This window comes from Pseudomonas sp. G7(2022) (assembly GCF_052660475.1).
The window spans coordinates 4,142,338-4,155,886 of the sequence record NZ_CP109659.1 but is presented as its reverse complement, the minus strand read 5'-3'; the positions used below and the strand labels follow the sequence as shown (position 1 = coordinate 4,155,886).

Here is a 13,549-nt window from a genome sequence, read left to right as displayed (position 1 = left end):
CCTAGTTTAGTCATGGGAAAGTGAGGGAGTAAGGAAGCTTACCTGTATTGATTGACGCATCCGAGCGGCTGCTTTTGGCTGAAAGCTGCCGCTCACGGAATGCCGCTTTTGGCCGATTGCTGCCTGCAAAGACGATATTAGGATTGCCGTATCCGCATAATCGCATCTGTGATCGCTCTTGCATTTGTGTCTAAGGTCTCCATAGCCATCACAGCGTTATCTGCAACCACTGCCGCGCCACTGGCTGCAAGCCAAACGGCAACCTCCTCGATTGCTGCCGCCAGTGCGTGCTGGTTGTGCAGGAGCAATGTCAGGGCGTCAGCAGTGGCGATATTAGAAGCTGAGTTATTTGGCATACGATCCATCCTGGAAATGAGGGGTTCGCGAAGCCTAGCTCATGCGGCCGCCGCAGAGAGGCTTAGCTACCGCATGCTTAAAAATTGCTACACCGCGCAGATGATTTGAGACTTTAGCCAATCAGTTGGGAGGGGAGGCGGGCTACTGCATCCAATCCATCATGGGCGCGACGGAGAAACGGCGGGAGAGTGGGGCGGGTGTAGCGGTGATTGGGGGCATTGGGGGTACGGAATCGGTGTGGCTGGGAGGTGGGGGAGTTTATCAGGAATGGGAGGAGGGGGCTTGGCGGAGGGAATGGCAGAGTGGTTTCACAGCGTCCGAATTCTGGATCTGCTGAGCTCGCTCAGCTTGCACTGGATTGAATGAGACAAATCCGCCGCAGGATTGATAGCATGTGGCTATCAATCTCCACATCCTTGCAGGAACGGAATCCATGTCGAACAAAATCCATGCGTTAGTGCTTTGCCTGGCCGGTCTCGTTGGTGCTATGCAAAATGCCGTTGCAGCGGACAACCTGTTCAAGAGCTATGCCTACGACACGCCAATCACGAAATACACCGAGGCTGGCGGTTACTATGATTGCTCGGCAGAGGTGGGCGCGCCCGCCCGGTGTATTGATGACGTGGATTTCATTGATCAGAAATTCACCGCAGGCTTGGTGTTCAGCAGTGACAAGCTGATTATGGTTTCACTGTTCGCGCCCTATGAGCGTGAACTGTTCGGGCGTGCCATCGGTGCGCTGGCCAAGTCGTTCGGTCTGGTCGCACTGGCTGACGGCAAGTCCATGCTGGATCTCGTCGATCTGGCGGCTAAAGCTAAAAGCAAGGATGAGTACTACGCTAAGCTCAACAACTATGAAAGTGTTGCTCTAAACGCCGATAATTTGACTTACTCGTTTATTGAGGGCGCTGCCTCGATCAAAGGGACACCTAGCGTTTCTGGTTTAATGGCAGCCGCCCCTGCGAACGTTAGGGGGGCTGATCTGATTGTCACGGGTAAGGGTGAGGAATCGATCATTATGATCAAGTTTTCTTTCCCGAAGCTTGACGAGAGTAAACTTGTAGAACAGACCAAAAAACCGGTGGAATCTTTCTAAGTTTGATGCTTTGGCGTGTAACGCGCTTCATCAGCAATAGAAAAGGGACAGATTTTTTTGGATCATTTTTTGCGAAAAATAAATCTGTCCCCATTGCCCATAAAGCGTCGCGGAAAAGAGAAACTAGATCACCCGCTAGGTACGCTATGGCTCTCAAATATGGGGAATGGGATGGATAATTTTTGGGGATCAGACGTTGGTAAAGTCGCCTTAGGCGGTGCCATCGCCATCGCGGGACAGCTAATGGTCTTTCTTCTCAGTTGGGGGAAAGAACACATCGTGGCCTGGAGAAAGAGTGAGCTCGAAGCACAGCACCTAGGTATTCAGCTGGTCTATGTCTTCGAGAAACTCGCTGGTGACTGCTACTCAGCGGTGAACGACCACACATTCACAGATCAGTCTGGTAGGACCTTTAATGCTGTCGATAATCCAGAACTTACGCTTCCGCCAAATGGCGATTACCGAGTTCTGCCCACAGCGATTATGTACGACGTAATGTCGATCCCAAGCCGCCTCGAAGCAATCAGGGAGGGATTGGCAGCGATGCATGAATTCGCTTCTCCACCTGACTACTCAGAGTATTACGAATACCGACGCGAAACATTATCGAGGCTCGGTTTGAAAGCTTTGGAGCTTGTAGACGCGCTCTGTAATAAATACAAATTTCCGCGCCCCGAACGCATCGAGCACTACGACCCTAAAGAGGTATTTCTGCATTACGTGCGTAAGAGCGCCGAAGTCCCCATCTGACAAGATGCGGAACAGGCGGTAGCTTCGGGCTAACAGCTTCCCAGCTAACCAGATCCGTCCGGTAAAAGGTTCAAGCTTCCGGCAACGCAGGGGGGAAGTACACAAGCTGGCTAACTTTGTGAGCTGAGGGCGCGAATCAATGTTGCCGTGGAAAGCACCAAACGAAGCGGATTATTTGTCGAGGGTATAAAGCCCAGCTTATTCCGGTAGTAATCAGCAGCGTCATCATCTTTGGCGTCGACGACGATAAAGGCCACGCCGGACTGCTTCGAAATCGCATACACGCGGCGGAAGAAATCAGACATCAGGCGCTGACCAAGTCCCTGCCCCCGTACAGCTTTGTCCACCGCCAAGCGACTCAATAATACGGCAGGCATAGGGTAGCGAGGCATTCTCTTGGTGTGCTCTTCACTAAGTTCACTGAGAGCAACGGAGGTATTTGCTAAGGTGTAATAACCCAGCAACGATTCGTTTTCGACGTACAAAAATGTTCGAGATACATTGCGTTTTTGATCTTGACTGGCGTGTTCGGCAATATAGAGATTCAATGCCGGGTGTACCCCACAATCAAACACAGAGCGATCAATCGATTTGTCGAAATCGACAGTAATAAAATCCATTTAATAGCTCTTATCGCAAGGTAAGCAGATTAAGAAGTGCCTCAGTAGGCTCCGGTGGGGTGTCAAGCAGCTGGTACGCTGCCTCAGCATCAAGAACGGTTACACCCTCAACGTCGAAGTCGGTTGCCTTTTCTTCATGCACAACAGAACGCACGGCCAACGCCGCGACGACCTTTTTAAGTTCGGCCATATCGCGCTCAAGATCCGACAGGTGGGGAGCACGTACAGGCTTAGCTCTGACGCTAACCTTTTGGCTCAGCACGCTGCCTGCGAGACTCTTCGTTACATGTCTCTCCACGACATCATCCGCTTTCAACAGGAAAGCTTTGATGCTGCCATCCTCCCTGTGAACGGTAATCTCACCCTTTTTGCCGAATGTGATACGGGTATGTTTTTTACGTTGCTCTGCTCTATCCACGTTGTTCCCCTCTCGATTCCACATACTACCCCATTTCAGCTTGACATCTAAGAGCCAACCGTCGTAGGAGCTTCCCTTAGGCTAGCTTCCTAATGTGATGATTCCTACATCTCAAACCGTCAACTCGTCGGCCTGTGAAGCATGGAACTGGCTATTTTTCCGTCCAAATGAGGGAGATTTCATTGCTGCACATATGCACAGAAAATCCTTGAAGCTATTGGTTTTTCTGGTTCCCCCACCTAAAGCGGCCATCCTAACTCGGGCTCAGAATCCCTTGCTCATACCGGCCGCGAACCGCGATTTCATCCAAGGACGCGTACACCTGCGAATCAGATGCTAAAACACCACGCCACGCAGGTCTGAGAGGATCCAGCTTCTTGAGGTTCTTTTTGATCAAGAATGCGGACAGCCCCGATCTCCTGACTATCGGCTTGAGAAAAAAGGGGACTGAGAAAAAAGGGGACAGATTTATTTGTTTTTGTTTTGGATTTCTAGGTGGTAAATAAATCTGTCCCCATTATTCGATTGTTTCCCGCGCTGTGAAGTAGCGTGAGTTCCAAGAACTTGCCAGTCAAACCGTCACGTCGACCTTATTGGCGCCTACGGGCATCTGGGTGACTGTTTCATGCGTCATTCGCGCGCCCTTGCTCCACAACTGGGAGGAGAAGAAACCGTTCAGGGTATCAGTGTTTGGGGTTGTCCCTTTTTTAAGGAATAGGGCACCCAGATCGATTGTGTTGGCGAAGTTGTCCTTGTTCAGAATATACCCGCCCGTAAAGTTACCACCCCACGTAGCGTCGGCGGCCACCAGGGCGATGGAGGCGTCGCGGTAGCTGCTCGCTGCCGATTTCAATTCACTGGAAGCATTCAACAGCTCGTTCAGCCGATCCATGTCGGAAGCGCTGAGCTGGCGTGAACTGTCGAGAACCTTGAGGCTGCCATCCGCTTCGATGGTGAAGCCAAATTTCTTGTCGGCGAGATCCGGATCGCTGTGAGCCAACGCTGATTGGAACTCCTCGAAAGAGAGTTTCAGCGATTGATGGGCGCTTTTGTGCCCTTCGGCAATTTGCGGGTAATCCGGCGACTGGGTGCGCGCGATCATGCTCTCGATCGATTCCGTTTCCGGGCTCGGCGCGGGGAGGTCATTGTTTGGATGGTAAATTGCAGCCGGATTGATGTTGACCGTGGTTTTCAGCAAGTTTTCACTGAGGGATTTGGTGGTCAATGGCTGGCTGGTTTGGCTCAACTGAGCGGTTGATGGCCGGATAAATACAGAATTGATTGAAAGGGGCATGTCGTCATTCCTTGAACGTCTGAATTAGCAGGGTATCGACGGCCTATGAAAAAACATGAGGGTGGAAGGGAAGGTCCAGACGGATTGCATACGTGAAGCCTTTTTTAAACGGTCAGCTCCAGCACGGCGTTTTGTCCGGACAAAAGGGACGACAAACGGGATGTACGACAAAAGGGACGGATTGGTTTGTTTTTGACTTCTATGTGGTAAATAAATCTGTCCCCATTGTTTTCCAAACCAAAAAAACTGTGACTGTTTTAAGCCTAAAAAACCACTCGTTTAAATGACTCATTCTCTCGTAATCCAAACCCTACACATCCTTGCGCCACCCCCTACACCTAAGACAGAATCCGCCGGCTTGTACGTCTAGACCGGGGCTTTTATCGTTCTCGGATCACTGAAAACCAGTGATCGGGTTTGGTAGCCCGCTTCGTGTCTAGATTCATGGCGTCACCGTGTGCAGTCCTTTTCAGGGCTCGGATTTCATGGTGGTCATGCGTGGGGCCCATTCGTGGGCGCCGGGTTCTAGTGCGACCGGTCTACCAACCCGCGTATGGCCGCCACCCAACGTTTGGTAGCGAAGGGTGATGGTTCCTTTTGGTAATCGCGCTAGAGGATTCATCCATGTTCAAACCAACACCCAACCCACCCGAAACCGATCCGGTTTCACCTTATCAATTCCCAGATTCCAAAAAGCTCAACGAAGCCGCCGAACGCGCCCTCGACCATTACCTCACCCCGCAACAACGCATCATGGGCAGCCACACCGAACACGACCCCATGTTCCTGGCCAACCCCGCCTACACCAGCGAATCGCTGTTGGCCAACGCCAGCGAGTCCCTCGATTCCGCCAGTGAAATGCTCAGCAACTTCGCCGCCATCCTGGAACCCTCGCACCGCAAAACGGCGCTGGGCATCGCGCAGGTGGTGATGGTTGCGGGGCTGGCGGTGAATCAGGCGCTGGATCACGTCGAGCCGAAGTCGTAAGTGCAAACCCCTTCCGTGGCGAATGCCGCCACGGGAGAGCCATGTATCTTCAGATTTCCCCAACATGGACGACAACTTACGCATTCCATTCCGCGTTTTGAGTCGTTTATGAAAAAACTAGTTGTCGTGATGTTCGCCGTCCTGTTGCTCGCAGGCTGTGCCAATCAGAAGTTCAAACCCGAATACCGCACGCAGATCCACACGGTGAAGATTCTCCCGGTGACCTGGAGTAACAAGGAAATGACCTACATGGGCCGAGAGCAGGCCTGGGGTGCGGCGTTGGGTGCCGGTGTCGGCGCGGGTGTTGGCATGGCGTCCCATGCCGGGAAGCTCGGGACGGCGGCGCTCAGTGGGGCCGGGTTTGCGGCGGGGTTGAAGGCTGGAGATCTGGCGTCGATGTCCACGGTCGAGGCGATTCAGTACAACATGGCGACGGCCGATATCGATCTGGGCAAGTTGGTGAAGAAGGGTTTCGAGGATCAACTGGCGGCGACCGGTCGTTTCAAGGTGGTTGCCGAGAATGAGCCGGCCGATGCGGAGATCAAGTTGACCGTGGTCAATTGGGGTTTTGCGCTGACGCAGGGTTTCAGCAGCGTGGTGTACCCGACGATTGTGGTGAACGGTTCGTTGAAGCGCGGCGAAGAGTTAATCTGGCAGCGCAATGAGCCGATTACCGCGTTCAACGGTGCCAACACCTATGGCTACGAGCCGCTGCGTTATCGCACCGAACCGGAGCTGGTCCGTGAAGCGTTGACCGGTGTTTCGCAGATTGTGGGGACCTATCTGGTCAAGGATCTGAACGAGTAATCACCGTTCTTCCTGAACCCGCGCTGTCGATGGCGAAAGTTTCATGTTGTCGGCACGCGGGGGCGCCTAGGATGCAGCGATAAGATCGTTTCATCCAAGGGGAGCCCGACCATGCGTGCCAATGTCGTCAAAGTGCTGTTGATCGCTGCGGCTGTCTCGGTATTGAGTGCCTGTTCGGGCTCCGGTGGGTTGACCACCACCAGTTGTTTTTCTTCCGATTGCCAGTCGCCGGAAGGGCGCGCCAGCGCCAATACGCTGAAGTTCGGCGGCACCGGTATTGGTGCCAGTCTCAACCAGTACAGCTCTGGCATGTTGCATGACGATTGAATAGAAAAGGGCGCCCATCGGGGCGCCCTTTTTTCGTCTTGAAGCGTTTTACTGCGGTCCTGCCAGCCACTCGCCAATGACCTTCTGATATTTCCCGGTCACCTTGCTCAGGTGCAGCCACTGATCGACATACAGCTTCCAGCTCATGTCATCACGCGGCAGCAAGTAGGCCTTTTCCCCGTACTGCATGAACTGCTCCGGGTTGACCGCGCACAAACCGGGTTTCTGTTTCTGCTGATACCGCGCTTCGGAGGCGTCGGTGATCATCACGTCGGCCTTGTTGTCGAGCAGTTGTTCGAAGATCGTCACGTTGTCATGCAAGGCCAGTTGCGCCTTGGGCAGGAAGGCGTGGACGAAGGCTTCGTTGGTGCCGCCGGCGGGTTCGACCAGGCGCACGTTCGGCTGGTTGATCTGCTCGATGGTCTGGTATTTGGACTGGTCGGCGCAGCGCACCAGCGGGATCTTGCCGTCGACGTCGAGGGTGTTGCTGAAGTAGGCCTTTTTCTGCCGTTCCAGCGTCACCGAGATCCCGCCCATGCCGATGTCGCACTTGCCGGCCTGCATGTCCGGCATCAGGGTTTTCCAGGTGGTCTGCACCCACTCGATCTTGACGCCGAGGCTGTCGGCCAGGGATTGGGCCATGGCGATGTCGATGCCTTCGAACCCGCCGTCCGTGCGCTTGAAGGTGTAGGGTTTGTAGTCGCCGGTGGTGCAGACGCGCAACTGGCCTTGTTGCTGGATGGTGTCCAGGTGCGAAACCGGCTCTTGTGCCTGAGCAGCGCTCGCCATGGCCAGCAGGCTGCAAAAGATCATCGTGCTTTTTTGAATTGTCATGGAGATCGGGCTTGTGCAGTGGGAGTGGGGGCCAGTGTAGTGAAAGGGTTTGCCGGGTGTCATCCCGCGTCCGGCCCGAGTGTGCCCAGCCACGCCACCAGCACCACGATCAACAGCGCGATGCCCAACTCCACTGCAACACTGCGCCGCAGAGCATTGGCCGCCACTGGGTGTTGACCGTCGCGCAACGATTGCTCCAGCAGCGGGCCGAGGTGAAAGCGGTTCAACGCCGCTAAAACCAGCATGCCGGCGAACAGCACAACCTTGATCGCCAGCAGCATCCCGTAGCTGCGGAGCAAGACCTCGTCCAGTGTCGGGCCGACGATGAACAGGTAGTTCAGCACGCCGGTCACCGAGAGGACGATCACGATCGCCGCGCCCACGCCTTCGAAACGTTTGACGGCACCGGCCAGCGAACGAATACGCGCTTCGCAGAACAGCGCATCGAGCCGCGACATCAAGATCAGCGCCAACATCGCGCCCATCCATGCACCCGCCGCGAGCAGGTGCAGGATGTCGCTGAGCAGGTGCCAGGCGCCATCCATCGCGCCGTGCCCGCTCCAGGCCAGAGAGGCGAGGGCGAGAGCACCGGCGGTCGACGCCAGCCACAACCCCGGCCAGAGCATCACGATGCTCAGCGCAACCATCCGCACCGCCCATGCCGTCCCGACATCGGTTTCAAACAGCATCATTTGCAGATGCGGCCACAGCGCGGCGAATTCCGTTTCGCCACTCATGGTGCGGGTCATCAGCACCAGTCCCGCCACTGACAGCAATGCCCCGATCAACGCCGTCCCGCGCAACATCGGCCGAAACCGCAGCGTCGCGTCAGTGTTGTACAACCCAAACAACGCCACCCCGAACAACAGCAGCAAATCCACGTACAACGCCATCCGCAGCAGGATGTTGATCAGGTCGGTCATCGATCACTTCACTTTGAACGTGACGTTGCCGGTGATCGGGTGCGTGTCCGACGACACCGCGCGCCATTCGACCTTGTAGGTGCCGGCCGGCAGAGGTGCGAGCGGGGTGACGAGCATGGTTTTCGGGTCGCTGCCGGCGCTGACCCTGGCCTTCATCGGCATCGGCGAGTGAGCCATGCCGGGCATTTCGGTCATCACCAGTTTGGCGCCGGAGAACTGGGTCAGCAGATCCTCCGAAAAACGCAGTTCGATCTTGCCGGGCGCCGCACCGTCGGCACCTTCGGCCGGGGTCGACGACAGCAGTTTCGGATGAGCCTGGGCCAGGGTGCTCAAGAGCAGACCGCCGGCGAGAACAAGGGTGAATTTCAATGTGCGCATGCAAGACCTCTGTGTTGTTTTTTGAAGGGATTCAGAACCACATCCGCACGCCGAGGACGAGTCGCGCTTCGCTGCGATCCGCGCCTTCTTCCCGTGCGTAATCGGCGGTGTTGCCGTAGGTGCGGTTCCAGGTCACGCCGATGTACGGCGCAAATTCACGGCGGATTTCATAGCGCAGGCGCAATCCGGCTTCGGTGTTCGCGAGGCCCGAGCCGATCCCGCGTTGCGGATCGTTTTTGCCGTAGACGTTGAGTTCGGCGGTCGGCTGCAGGATCAGGCGGTTGGTCAGCAGGATGTCGTAGTCGCCCTCCAGCCGCACCGCGCTCTGGCCGTTTTCGCCGAGGAACGCCGTGGCTTCGGCTTCGAAGTTGTACAGCGCCATGCCCTGCAAACCGAACGCGGCCCAGGTTTGCGGGGCGCCGGGCTTGAAGTCCTGACGCACGCCGCTGACCACGTCCCACCACGGCGAAATCGCGTGGCCCCACAGCGCCTGGATTTCCGCGTCTTCGGTCTTGCCGTTGCTGCGTTCGCCCTCGGAGCGCAGCCACAGGCGATCGGTGTCACCGCCGATCCAGCCGGACAAATCCCAGGCCAGCGTGCTGGCGTCGTCGGCGTTCTGCCATTCGAGTTTGTCGGCGAGCAAGTAAGTGTTGATCGCGCTGTCGTGCACCTGGTGGCCACCGTGGCTGGTGAACACGGCGGCACGGTCGGCGTCGGTCAGAACCGGGATCGGCGTGCGGCTTTTGGTCGGCGCGGCGGGCTGCATCATGCCGTCGTCCATGCTTTGCATATCGCCCATCTGGCTGTGGTCCATGCCCTGCATATCGCTGGCGGCGAACGCCGAAGACATCGACAGAAGTGACAACGAAAACACGGCAAATCGAGTCATGGTCGGCGTCCTCATTCTTCCACCCGCACTTCGCGGAACATGCCCATTTCCATGTGGTACAGGAGATGGCAGTGATAGGCCCAACGGCCGAGCGCATCGGCGGTAACGCGGTAAGTGCGGCGTGTGCCGGGCGGCATGTCGATAGTGTGTTTGCGTACCTGGAAATTGCCGTTTTCGTCTTCCAGATCGCTCCACATACCGTGCAGGTGGATGGGGTGGGTCATCATTGTGTCGTTGACCAGCACCAGGCGGATCCGCTCGCCGTACTTCAAGCGCAGCGGCTCGGCGTCGGAGAACTTGATGCCGTTGAACGACCAGGCGAATTTCTCCATGTGGCCGGTCAGGTGCAGTTCGACGGTGCGGCCCGGGTCGCGGCCGTCTGGGTCTTCGAAAGTGCTGCGCAGGTCGGCGTAGGTCAGCACGCGGCGCCCGTTGTTGCGCAGGCCGAGGCCGGGGTCGTCGAGTTTCGGCGCGGTGGTCATGGCTTGCATGTCCACCAATGGATTGTCCTTTTCGCTGTCGGGGTGCGACTGCATCGGGCCCATGTTCATGCTGGAGTGATCCATGCCACTCATGTCCATCGAACCATGATTCATTCCACCCATGCCCATGTCGTCCATGGTCACCAGCGGGCGCGGGTCCAGCGCCGGCACCGGGGCCGACAAACCGGCGCGGGCGGCGAGGGTGCCTCGGGCGTAACCGGTGCGGTCCATGGCCTGGGCGAACAGGGTGTAGGCATCGGCGGCGGGCTCCACGATCACGTCATAGGTTTCCGCCACGGCGATGCGCAGTTCATCGACGGTCACCGGTTTGACGTGCAGGCCATCGGCGGCGACCACGGTCATTTTCAATCCCGGGATGCGCACGTCGAAGTAGGTCATGGCCGAGCCGTTGATCAGCCGCAGCCGCAGCTTTTCGCCGGGCCGGAACAGCCCCGTCCAATTGGAATCGGGTGCGTGGCCGTTCATCAGGAAGGTGTACGTGGCGCCGCTGACATCGGCGATGTCGGTGGGATTCATCTTCATCTGCGCCCACATCGTGCGATCGGCAACGGTGGCGCCCCAGCCTTTTTCGCCGACGTCATGGATGAAATCGCCGACGGTGCGCTTGTGGAAGTTGTAGTAGTCGGACTGTTTTTTCAGGGTCTTCATCAGGCTGGCCGGGTCTTCGTCGGACCAGTCGCTGAGCATCACCACATGTTCGCGGTCGTACTGGAACGGCTCCGGCTCCCGGGCGTCGATCACCAGCGGTCCGTAGACGCCGGCCTGTTCCTGCAACCCGGAATGGCTGTGATACCAGTAGGTGCCGTGCTGGCGAACCTTGAACTGGTAAACGTACACGCCACCCGGCTCGATGCCCTTGAAACTCAGGCCGGGCACGCCGTCCATGTTGGCCGGCAGCAGAATGCCGTGCCAGTGGATCGACGTGCTGTCCTTGAGCCGGTTGCGCACCCGCAGCGTCACCGTATCGCCCTCGCGCCAGCGCAGCAGCGGGCCGGGCAGGCTGCCGTTGATGGTCATGGCGGTGCGGGGCCGGCCGGTGAAGTTGACTGGAGTTTCGCCGATGAACAGCTCGAAGTCTTTGCCGCTTAACTCGTTCACCTGGCCGGGGCTGTTCAAGGCCCAGACCGGCGTGCGCCACAGGCCGAGGCCGCCGAGCAGACTGCCGGCGGCGAGGCCTTTGACGAAGGTGCGTCTTGAGGTGGTGGAAGGCATGCGCTGGAAGTCCCCGTTTGACCAATGACGGGGAGGCTAACCAGCGGCAGCTTTCAGCTGGCTGAGGCGCGGATTACAGTTGTGTCAGGTTCGACCTACAAACCTAATCCTTCCTGGACCACCGACAACAAGTTGTTTTCCGTCAGCGCAATGGCATCCAGCTGTTGCCCGGTCTCAAGGGTCTGCAACCACCAATGGCTTTCGCCGTGTTCGTCGACCGTACGCAGCAGCGACGCTTCCCGGCCCGGCAGGTTGATCTGCACACGCCCGGCGCCGTCTTCGGTGAAACGGGCGATGGGATCGAACGTAAGACTGTGGTGGTTGGCTTCGATGATCAACTGGTCGATGGCGTAGTCGTGGGTCTCGCCATCCGGCGAACTTTCGCAAACATGGGTAGGATTGCGCCGAATCTTCAGGCCGACCTCGGTGACCGGTTGCAACCAGCCTTCGATTCGGTGATACAAGGCGTAGACCTGAGCCGGCCAGCAATCGATTTCCAGTTCGGCGCAGGTGATTTCGTCAGCATGGGTGTGCCGTGTCTGTTTGAGTTTCGCGGCGAGTTCGTCTGCTTTACTCATGTCGGTTCCCTGTGGTGATTTCACTGTCATCGTAGTCCTTTCAAAGTAATGCAGGTTTTGCCCTGCGTCATGTGCTTGCAACACGGGCATGACTCAATCAGCGTCTGGCCAAGTGATGGTCGGACCACAGAAACCACGGACGCACGCGTCCCAAGGAACGGGAACATGAAAAAGCTTTTTACAATTATGGCGCTGATTGCGCTGACGGTCGGTAGCATCGGCCTGAGTTCGGCGCGCCAGCCACACGCCAACAAGGCACCGACGGAATCGGTGGCGGGAGTGTTCGATTACTACCTGCTGACACTGTCCTGGTCGCCAACGTTTTGCCTGACCCACAAGGGCGACCCTCAGTGCACCGGCAAGGGTTACGGTTTTGTCCTGCATGGCCTGTGGCCGCAATACACCAAGGGCGGCTGGCCGCAATCCTGCCCGCCCTTGACCAACCTGTCGGCCGCCGAAACGGCCAAAGGCCTGACGCTGTTCCCGACCAAAAAACTCCTCGATCACGAATGGAGCAAGCACGGCACCTGCAGCGGCCTCGGCGCGATGGGCTATCTGGACGAAGCGGACAAAGCCGTGGCCGCGGTGAACATCCCGCAAGAGCTGCAACCGTTCAGCAGCTCGTATTACTTCGAAGCACAGGAAATTGCCGACCTGTTCCGCAGGAGCAATCCGGGCATCCCGTCAGACGGCATCGCCGTCATCTGCAACGGCCCGGAACTCTCGGAAGTACGGGTGTGCATGGGCAAGGACCTGCAATTCGGTGCATGCGGCAAGGGCGTGAAAACCCAGTGCCGGGCGGGGGATATTCGAGTACCGCCATCGCGTTGACCGGAGCGGATACCGTCCCTAGAAAACAGGCGCCTTTTCAGGCGCCTGTTTTTTTGCATGCGGGTTTGAACAACGCCGCGACTTTGTTCATGCTTGCGCGCCAATGGATGATGACGCGACACCGCAAGGAGCTTTTCATGAGCGGAAAACCCGCTGCCCGAGTGACCGACCCGACGGCTTGCCCGTTGCCGGGGCATGGCACCAGCGGTAAGAAAACCTTATTGCTTCTTCTATTGACCATCTTGTGTTCAGCCTGCGCTAAAAACCATACGGTCCAGCCTGCAAATCTCAATTTTCTGACGATAGAGAGAAAACCCAGCAGCCTGTATTACGAAATTTACTACGCCTCTGATGTAAACCTTTTGGATCTGTTTGGGAGAGGAATGAGGGAAGGCGCCGCTTCGACAATGTTGGAGTGTGCGCTGGGTGACGATCAGGACTTCTCTATCACTAACCGATTCAGGTATTCGGCGTACGGGCTGATTGATGTAGATGAGGCCAACAAAGCCGGCGGGAAATACAACTACGTGACCAGTGCAACTTTAAGGCAGACCGTGAATAACGGTTCAACTCAGGAATTTCTTTCAACTCAGGAATTGAATGGCCTGTTGTCCGGAAAGCTCCAGGTCCCCTGCAAAGTCGTCATTACCGCCTGGGGCTACAAACCCTACTACTCAAACACCATGAACCTCCCGGTCGCAGACCTGTTGCGCGAAGTCAACAAGCCCTGAGCTCAGCGCCCATC

The 13,549-nt window shown here is 57.0% G+C and carries 17 protein-coding genes; 7 read left to right on the top strand and 10 right to left on the bottom strand.

What is annotated here, in order from left to right:
- Nucleotides 1-137 precede the first annotated feature (137 nt).
- The gene (locus tag NE357_RS18820) at nucleotides 138-356 is read right to left on the bottom strand and encodes a hypothetical protein (protein ID WP_169431129.1); all 219 of its coding nucleotides are present in this window, start codon (nucleotides 354-356) and stop codon (nucleotides 138-140) included.
- A 395-nt stretch (nucleotides 357-751) separates the two neighbouring features.
- On the opposite strand from NE357_RS18820, the gene NE357_RS18815 reads away from it, so the two are divergent.
- The gene (locus tag NE357_RS18815; RefSeq protein ID WP_249314318.1) at nucleotides 752-1,453 is read left to right on the top strand and encodes a hypothetical protein; all 702 of its coding nucleotides are present in this window, start codon (nucleotides 752-754) and stop codon (nucleotides 1,451-1,453) included.
- 171 nt (nucleotides 1,454-1,624) lie between these two features.
- The gene (locus tag NE357_RS18810; RefSeq protein ID WP_169431128.1) at nucleotides 1,625-2,203 is read left to right on the top strand and encodes a hypothetical protein; all 579 of its coding nucleotides are present in this window, start codon (nucleotides 1,625-1,627) and stop codon (nucleotides 2,201-2,203) included.
- Nucleotides 2,204-2,313: 110 nt separating this feature from the next.
- Here the strand turns inward: NE357_RS18810 and NE357_RS18805 are convergent, their stop codons facing one another.
- The 3 genes from NE357_RS18805 to NE357_RS18795 form a co-directional block, all read right to left on the bottom strand.
- Nucleotides 2,314-2,823 (bottom strand): GNAT family N-acetyltransferase, encoded by a 510-nt coding sequence (locus tag NE357_RS18805; protein WP_169431127.1) that lies wholly within the window; start codon nucleotides 2,821-2,823, stop codon nucleotides 2,314-2,316.
- A 10-nt stretch (nucleotides 2,824-2,833) separates the two neighbouring features.
- Nucleotides 2,834-3,241, bottom strand: coding sequence for a DUF2664 domain-containing protein (locus tag NE357_RS18800; protein WP_169431126.1), 408 nt, complete (start codon nucleotides 3,239-3,241; stop codon nucleotides 2,834-2,836).
- Nucleotides 3,242-3,812: 571 nt separating this feature from the next.
- The gene (locus NE357_RS18795; protein WP_169431125.1) at nucleotides 3,813-4,535 is read right to left on the bottom strand and encodes a hypothetical protein; all 723 of its coding nucleotides are present in this window, start codon (nucleotides 4,533-4,535) and stop codon (nucleotides 3,813-3,815) included.
- Nucleotides 4,536-5,159: 624 nt separating this feature from the next.
- Here NE357_RS18795 and NE357_RS18790 point away from each other — a divergent pair.
- The 3 genes from NE357_RS18790 (at nucleotide 5,160) to NE357_RS18780 (ending at nucleotide 6,656) form a co-directional block, all read left to right on the top strand.
- On the top strand, nucleotides 5,160-5,522 hold the full coding sequence (locus NE357_RS18790) for a DUF6124 family protein (protein ID WP_169431124.1): 363 nt from the start codon (nucleotides 5,160-5,162) through the stop codon (nucleotides 5,520-5,522).
- 108 nt (nucleotides 5,523-5,630) lie between these two features.
- The gene (locus NE357_RS18785) at nucleotides 5,631-6,329 is read left to right on the top strand and encodes a hypothetical protein (RefSeq protein ID WP_169431123.1); all 699 of its coding nucleotides are present in this window, start codon (nucleotides 5,631-5,633) and stop codon (nucleotides 6,327-6,329) included.
- A 111-nt stretch (nucleotides 6,330-6,440) separates the two neighbouring features.
- The gene (locus NE357_RS18780; protein ID WP_096822039.1) at nucleotides 6,441-6,656 is read left to right on the top strand and encodes a hypothetical protein; all 216 of its coding nucleotides are present in this window, start codon (nucleotides 6,441-6,443) and stop codon (nucleotides 6,654-6,656) included.
- Nucleotides 6,657-6,704: 48 nt separating this feature from the next.
- On the opposite strand, the gene NE357_RS18775 is transcribed toward NE357_RS18780, so the two are convergent.
- The 6 genes from NE357_RS18775 to NE357_RS18750 form a co-directional block, all read right to left on the bottom strand.
- Nucleotides 6,705-7,490: a transporter substrate-binding domain-containing protein gene (locus NE357_RS18775; protein WP_169431122.1), complete on the bottom strand. Its 786-nt coding sequence runs from the start codon at nucleotides 7,488-7,490 to the stop codon at nucleotides 6,705-6,707.
- Nucleotides 7,491-7,549: 59 nt separating this feature from the next.
- Nucleotides 7,550-8,413: a copper homeostasis membrane protein CopD gene (gene copD / locus NE357_RS18770; protein WP_169431121.1), complete on the bottom strand. Its 864-nt coding sequence runs from the start codon at nucleotides 8,411-8,413 to the stop codon at nucleotides 7,550-7,552.
- Nucleotides 8,414-8,416: 3 nt separating this feature from the next.
- A complete protein-coding gene (copC, locus tag NE357_RS18765; protein WP_169431120.1) occupies nucleotides 8,417-8,791 on the bottom strand; it encodes a copper homeostasis periplasmic binding protein CopC in 375 nt (124 codons plus the stop codon).
- A gap of 31 nt (nucleotides 8,792-8,822) precedes the next feature.
- On the bottom strand, nucleotides 8,823-9,680 hold the full coding sequence (locus NE357_RS18760) for a copper resistance protein B (RefSeq protein ID WP_169431119.1): 858 nt from the start codon (nucleotides 9,678-9,680) through the stop codon (nucleotides 8,823-8,825).
- An 11-nt stretch (nucleotides 9,681-9,691) separates the two neighbouring features.
- Complete coding sequence (locus NE357_RS18755; protein ID WP_169431118.1) at nucleotides 9,692-11,395, bottom strand: copper resistance system multicopper oxidase; 1,704 nt, start codon at nucleotides 11,393-11,395, stop codon at nucleotides 9,692-9,694.
- A 95-nt stretch (nucleotides 11,396-11,490) separates the two neighbouring features.
- A complete protein-coding gene (locus NE357_RS18750; protein ID WP_169431117.1) occupies nucleotides 11,491-11,973 on the bottom strand; it encodes a hypothetical protein in 483 nt (160 codons plus the stop codon).
- 165 nt (nucleotides 11,974-12,138) lie between these two features.
- On the opposite strand from NE357_RS18750, the gene NE357_RS18745 reads away from it, so the two are divergent.
- Together NE357_RS18745 and NE357_RS18740 are read left to right on the top strand one after the other, a co-directional pair.
- Complete coding sequence (locus NE357_RS18745) at nucleotides 12,139-12,804, top strand: ribonuclease T2 (protein WP_169431116.1); 666 nt, start codon at nucleotides 12,139-12,141, stop codon at nucleotides 12,802-12,804.
- Complete coding sequence (locus NE357_RS18740) at nucleotides 12,741-13,535, top strand: hypothetical protein (RefSeq protein ID WP_432760334.1); 795 nt, start codon at nucleotides 12,741-12,743, stop codon at nucleotides 13,533-13,535. The genes NE357_RS18745 and NE357_RS18740 overlap by 64 nt, the downstream gene beginning before the upstream one ends.
- Nucleotides 13,536-13,549: the final 14 nt, after the last annotated feature.

Excerpts from the sequence above, each read along its gene's own strand:
- NE357_RS18780 (WP_096822039.1), top strand. The coding sequence starts at position 6,441 with ATGCGTGCCAATGTCGTCAAAGTGCTGTTGATCGCTGCGGCTGTCTCG.
- NE357_RS18810 (WP_169431128.1), top strand. The coding sequence starts at position 1,625 with ATGGATAATTTTTGGGGATCAGACGTTGGTAAAGTCGCCTTAGGCGGT.
- copD (WP_169431121.1), bottom strand. The coding sequence starts at position 8,413 with ATGACCGACCTGATCAACATCCTGCTGCGGATGGCGTTGTACGTGGAT.
- NE357_RS18755 (WP_169431118.1), bottom strand. The coding sequence starts at position 11,395 with ATGCCTTCCACCACCTCAAGACGCACCTTCGTCAAAGGCCTCGCCGCC.
- NE357_RS18820 (WP_169431129.1), bottom strand. The coding sequence starts at position 356 with ATGCCAAATAACTCAGCTTCTAATATCGCCACTGCTGACGCCCTGACA.
- NE357_RS18750 (WP_169431117.1), bottom strand. The coding sequence starts at position 11,973 with ATGAGTAAAGCAGACGAACTCGCCGCGAAACTCAAACAGACACGGCAC.
- NE357_RS18805 (WP_169431127.1), bottom strand. The coding sequence starts at position 2,823 with ATGGATTTTATTACTGTCGATTTCGACAAATCGATTGATCGCTCTGTG.
- NE357_RS18775 (WP_169431122.1), bottom strand. The coding sequence starts at position 7,490 with ATGACAATTCAAAAAAGCACGATGATCTTTTGCAGCCTGCTGGCCATG.
- NE357_RS18745 (WP_169431116.1), top strand. The coding sequence starts at position 12,139 with ATGAAAAAGCTTTTTACAATTATGGCGCTGATTGCGCTGACGGTCGGT.
- NE357_RS18795 (WP_169431125.1), bottom strand. The coding sequence starts at position 4,535 with ATGCCCCTTTCAATCAATTCTGTATTTATCCGGCCATCAACCGCTCAG.
- NE357_RS18785 (WP_169431123.1), top strand. The coding sequence starts at position 5,631 with ATGAAAAAACTAGTTGTCGTGATGTTCGCCGTCCTGTTGCTCGCAGGC.
- NE357_RS18790 (WP_169431124.1), top strand. The coding sequence starts at position 5,160 with ATGTTCAAACCAACACCCAACCCACCCGAAACCGATCCGGTTTCACCT.
- NE357_RS18740 (WP_432760334.1), top strand. The coding sequence starts at position 12,741 with ATGCGGCAAGGGCGTGAAAACCCAGTGCCGGGCGGGGGATATTCGAGT.
- copC (WP_169431120.1), bottom strand. The coding sequence starts at position 8,791 with ATGCGCACATTGAAATTCACCCTTGTTCTCGCCGGCGGTCTGCTCTTG.
- NE357_RS18760 (WP_169431119.1), bottom strand. The coding sequence starts at position 9,680 with ATGACTCGATTTGCCGTGTTTTCGTTGTCACTTCTGTCGATGTCTTCG.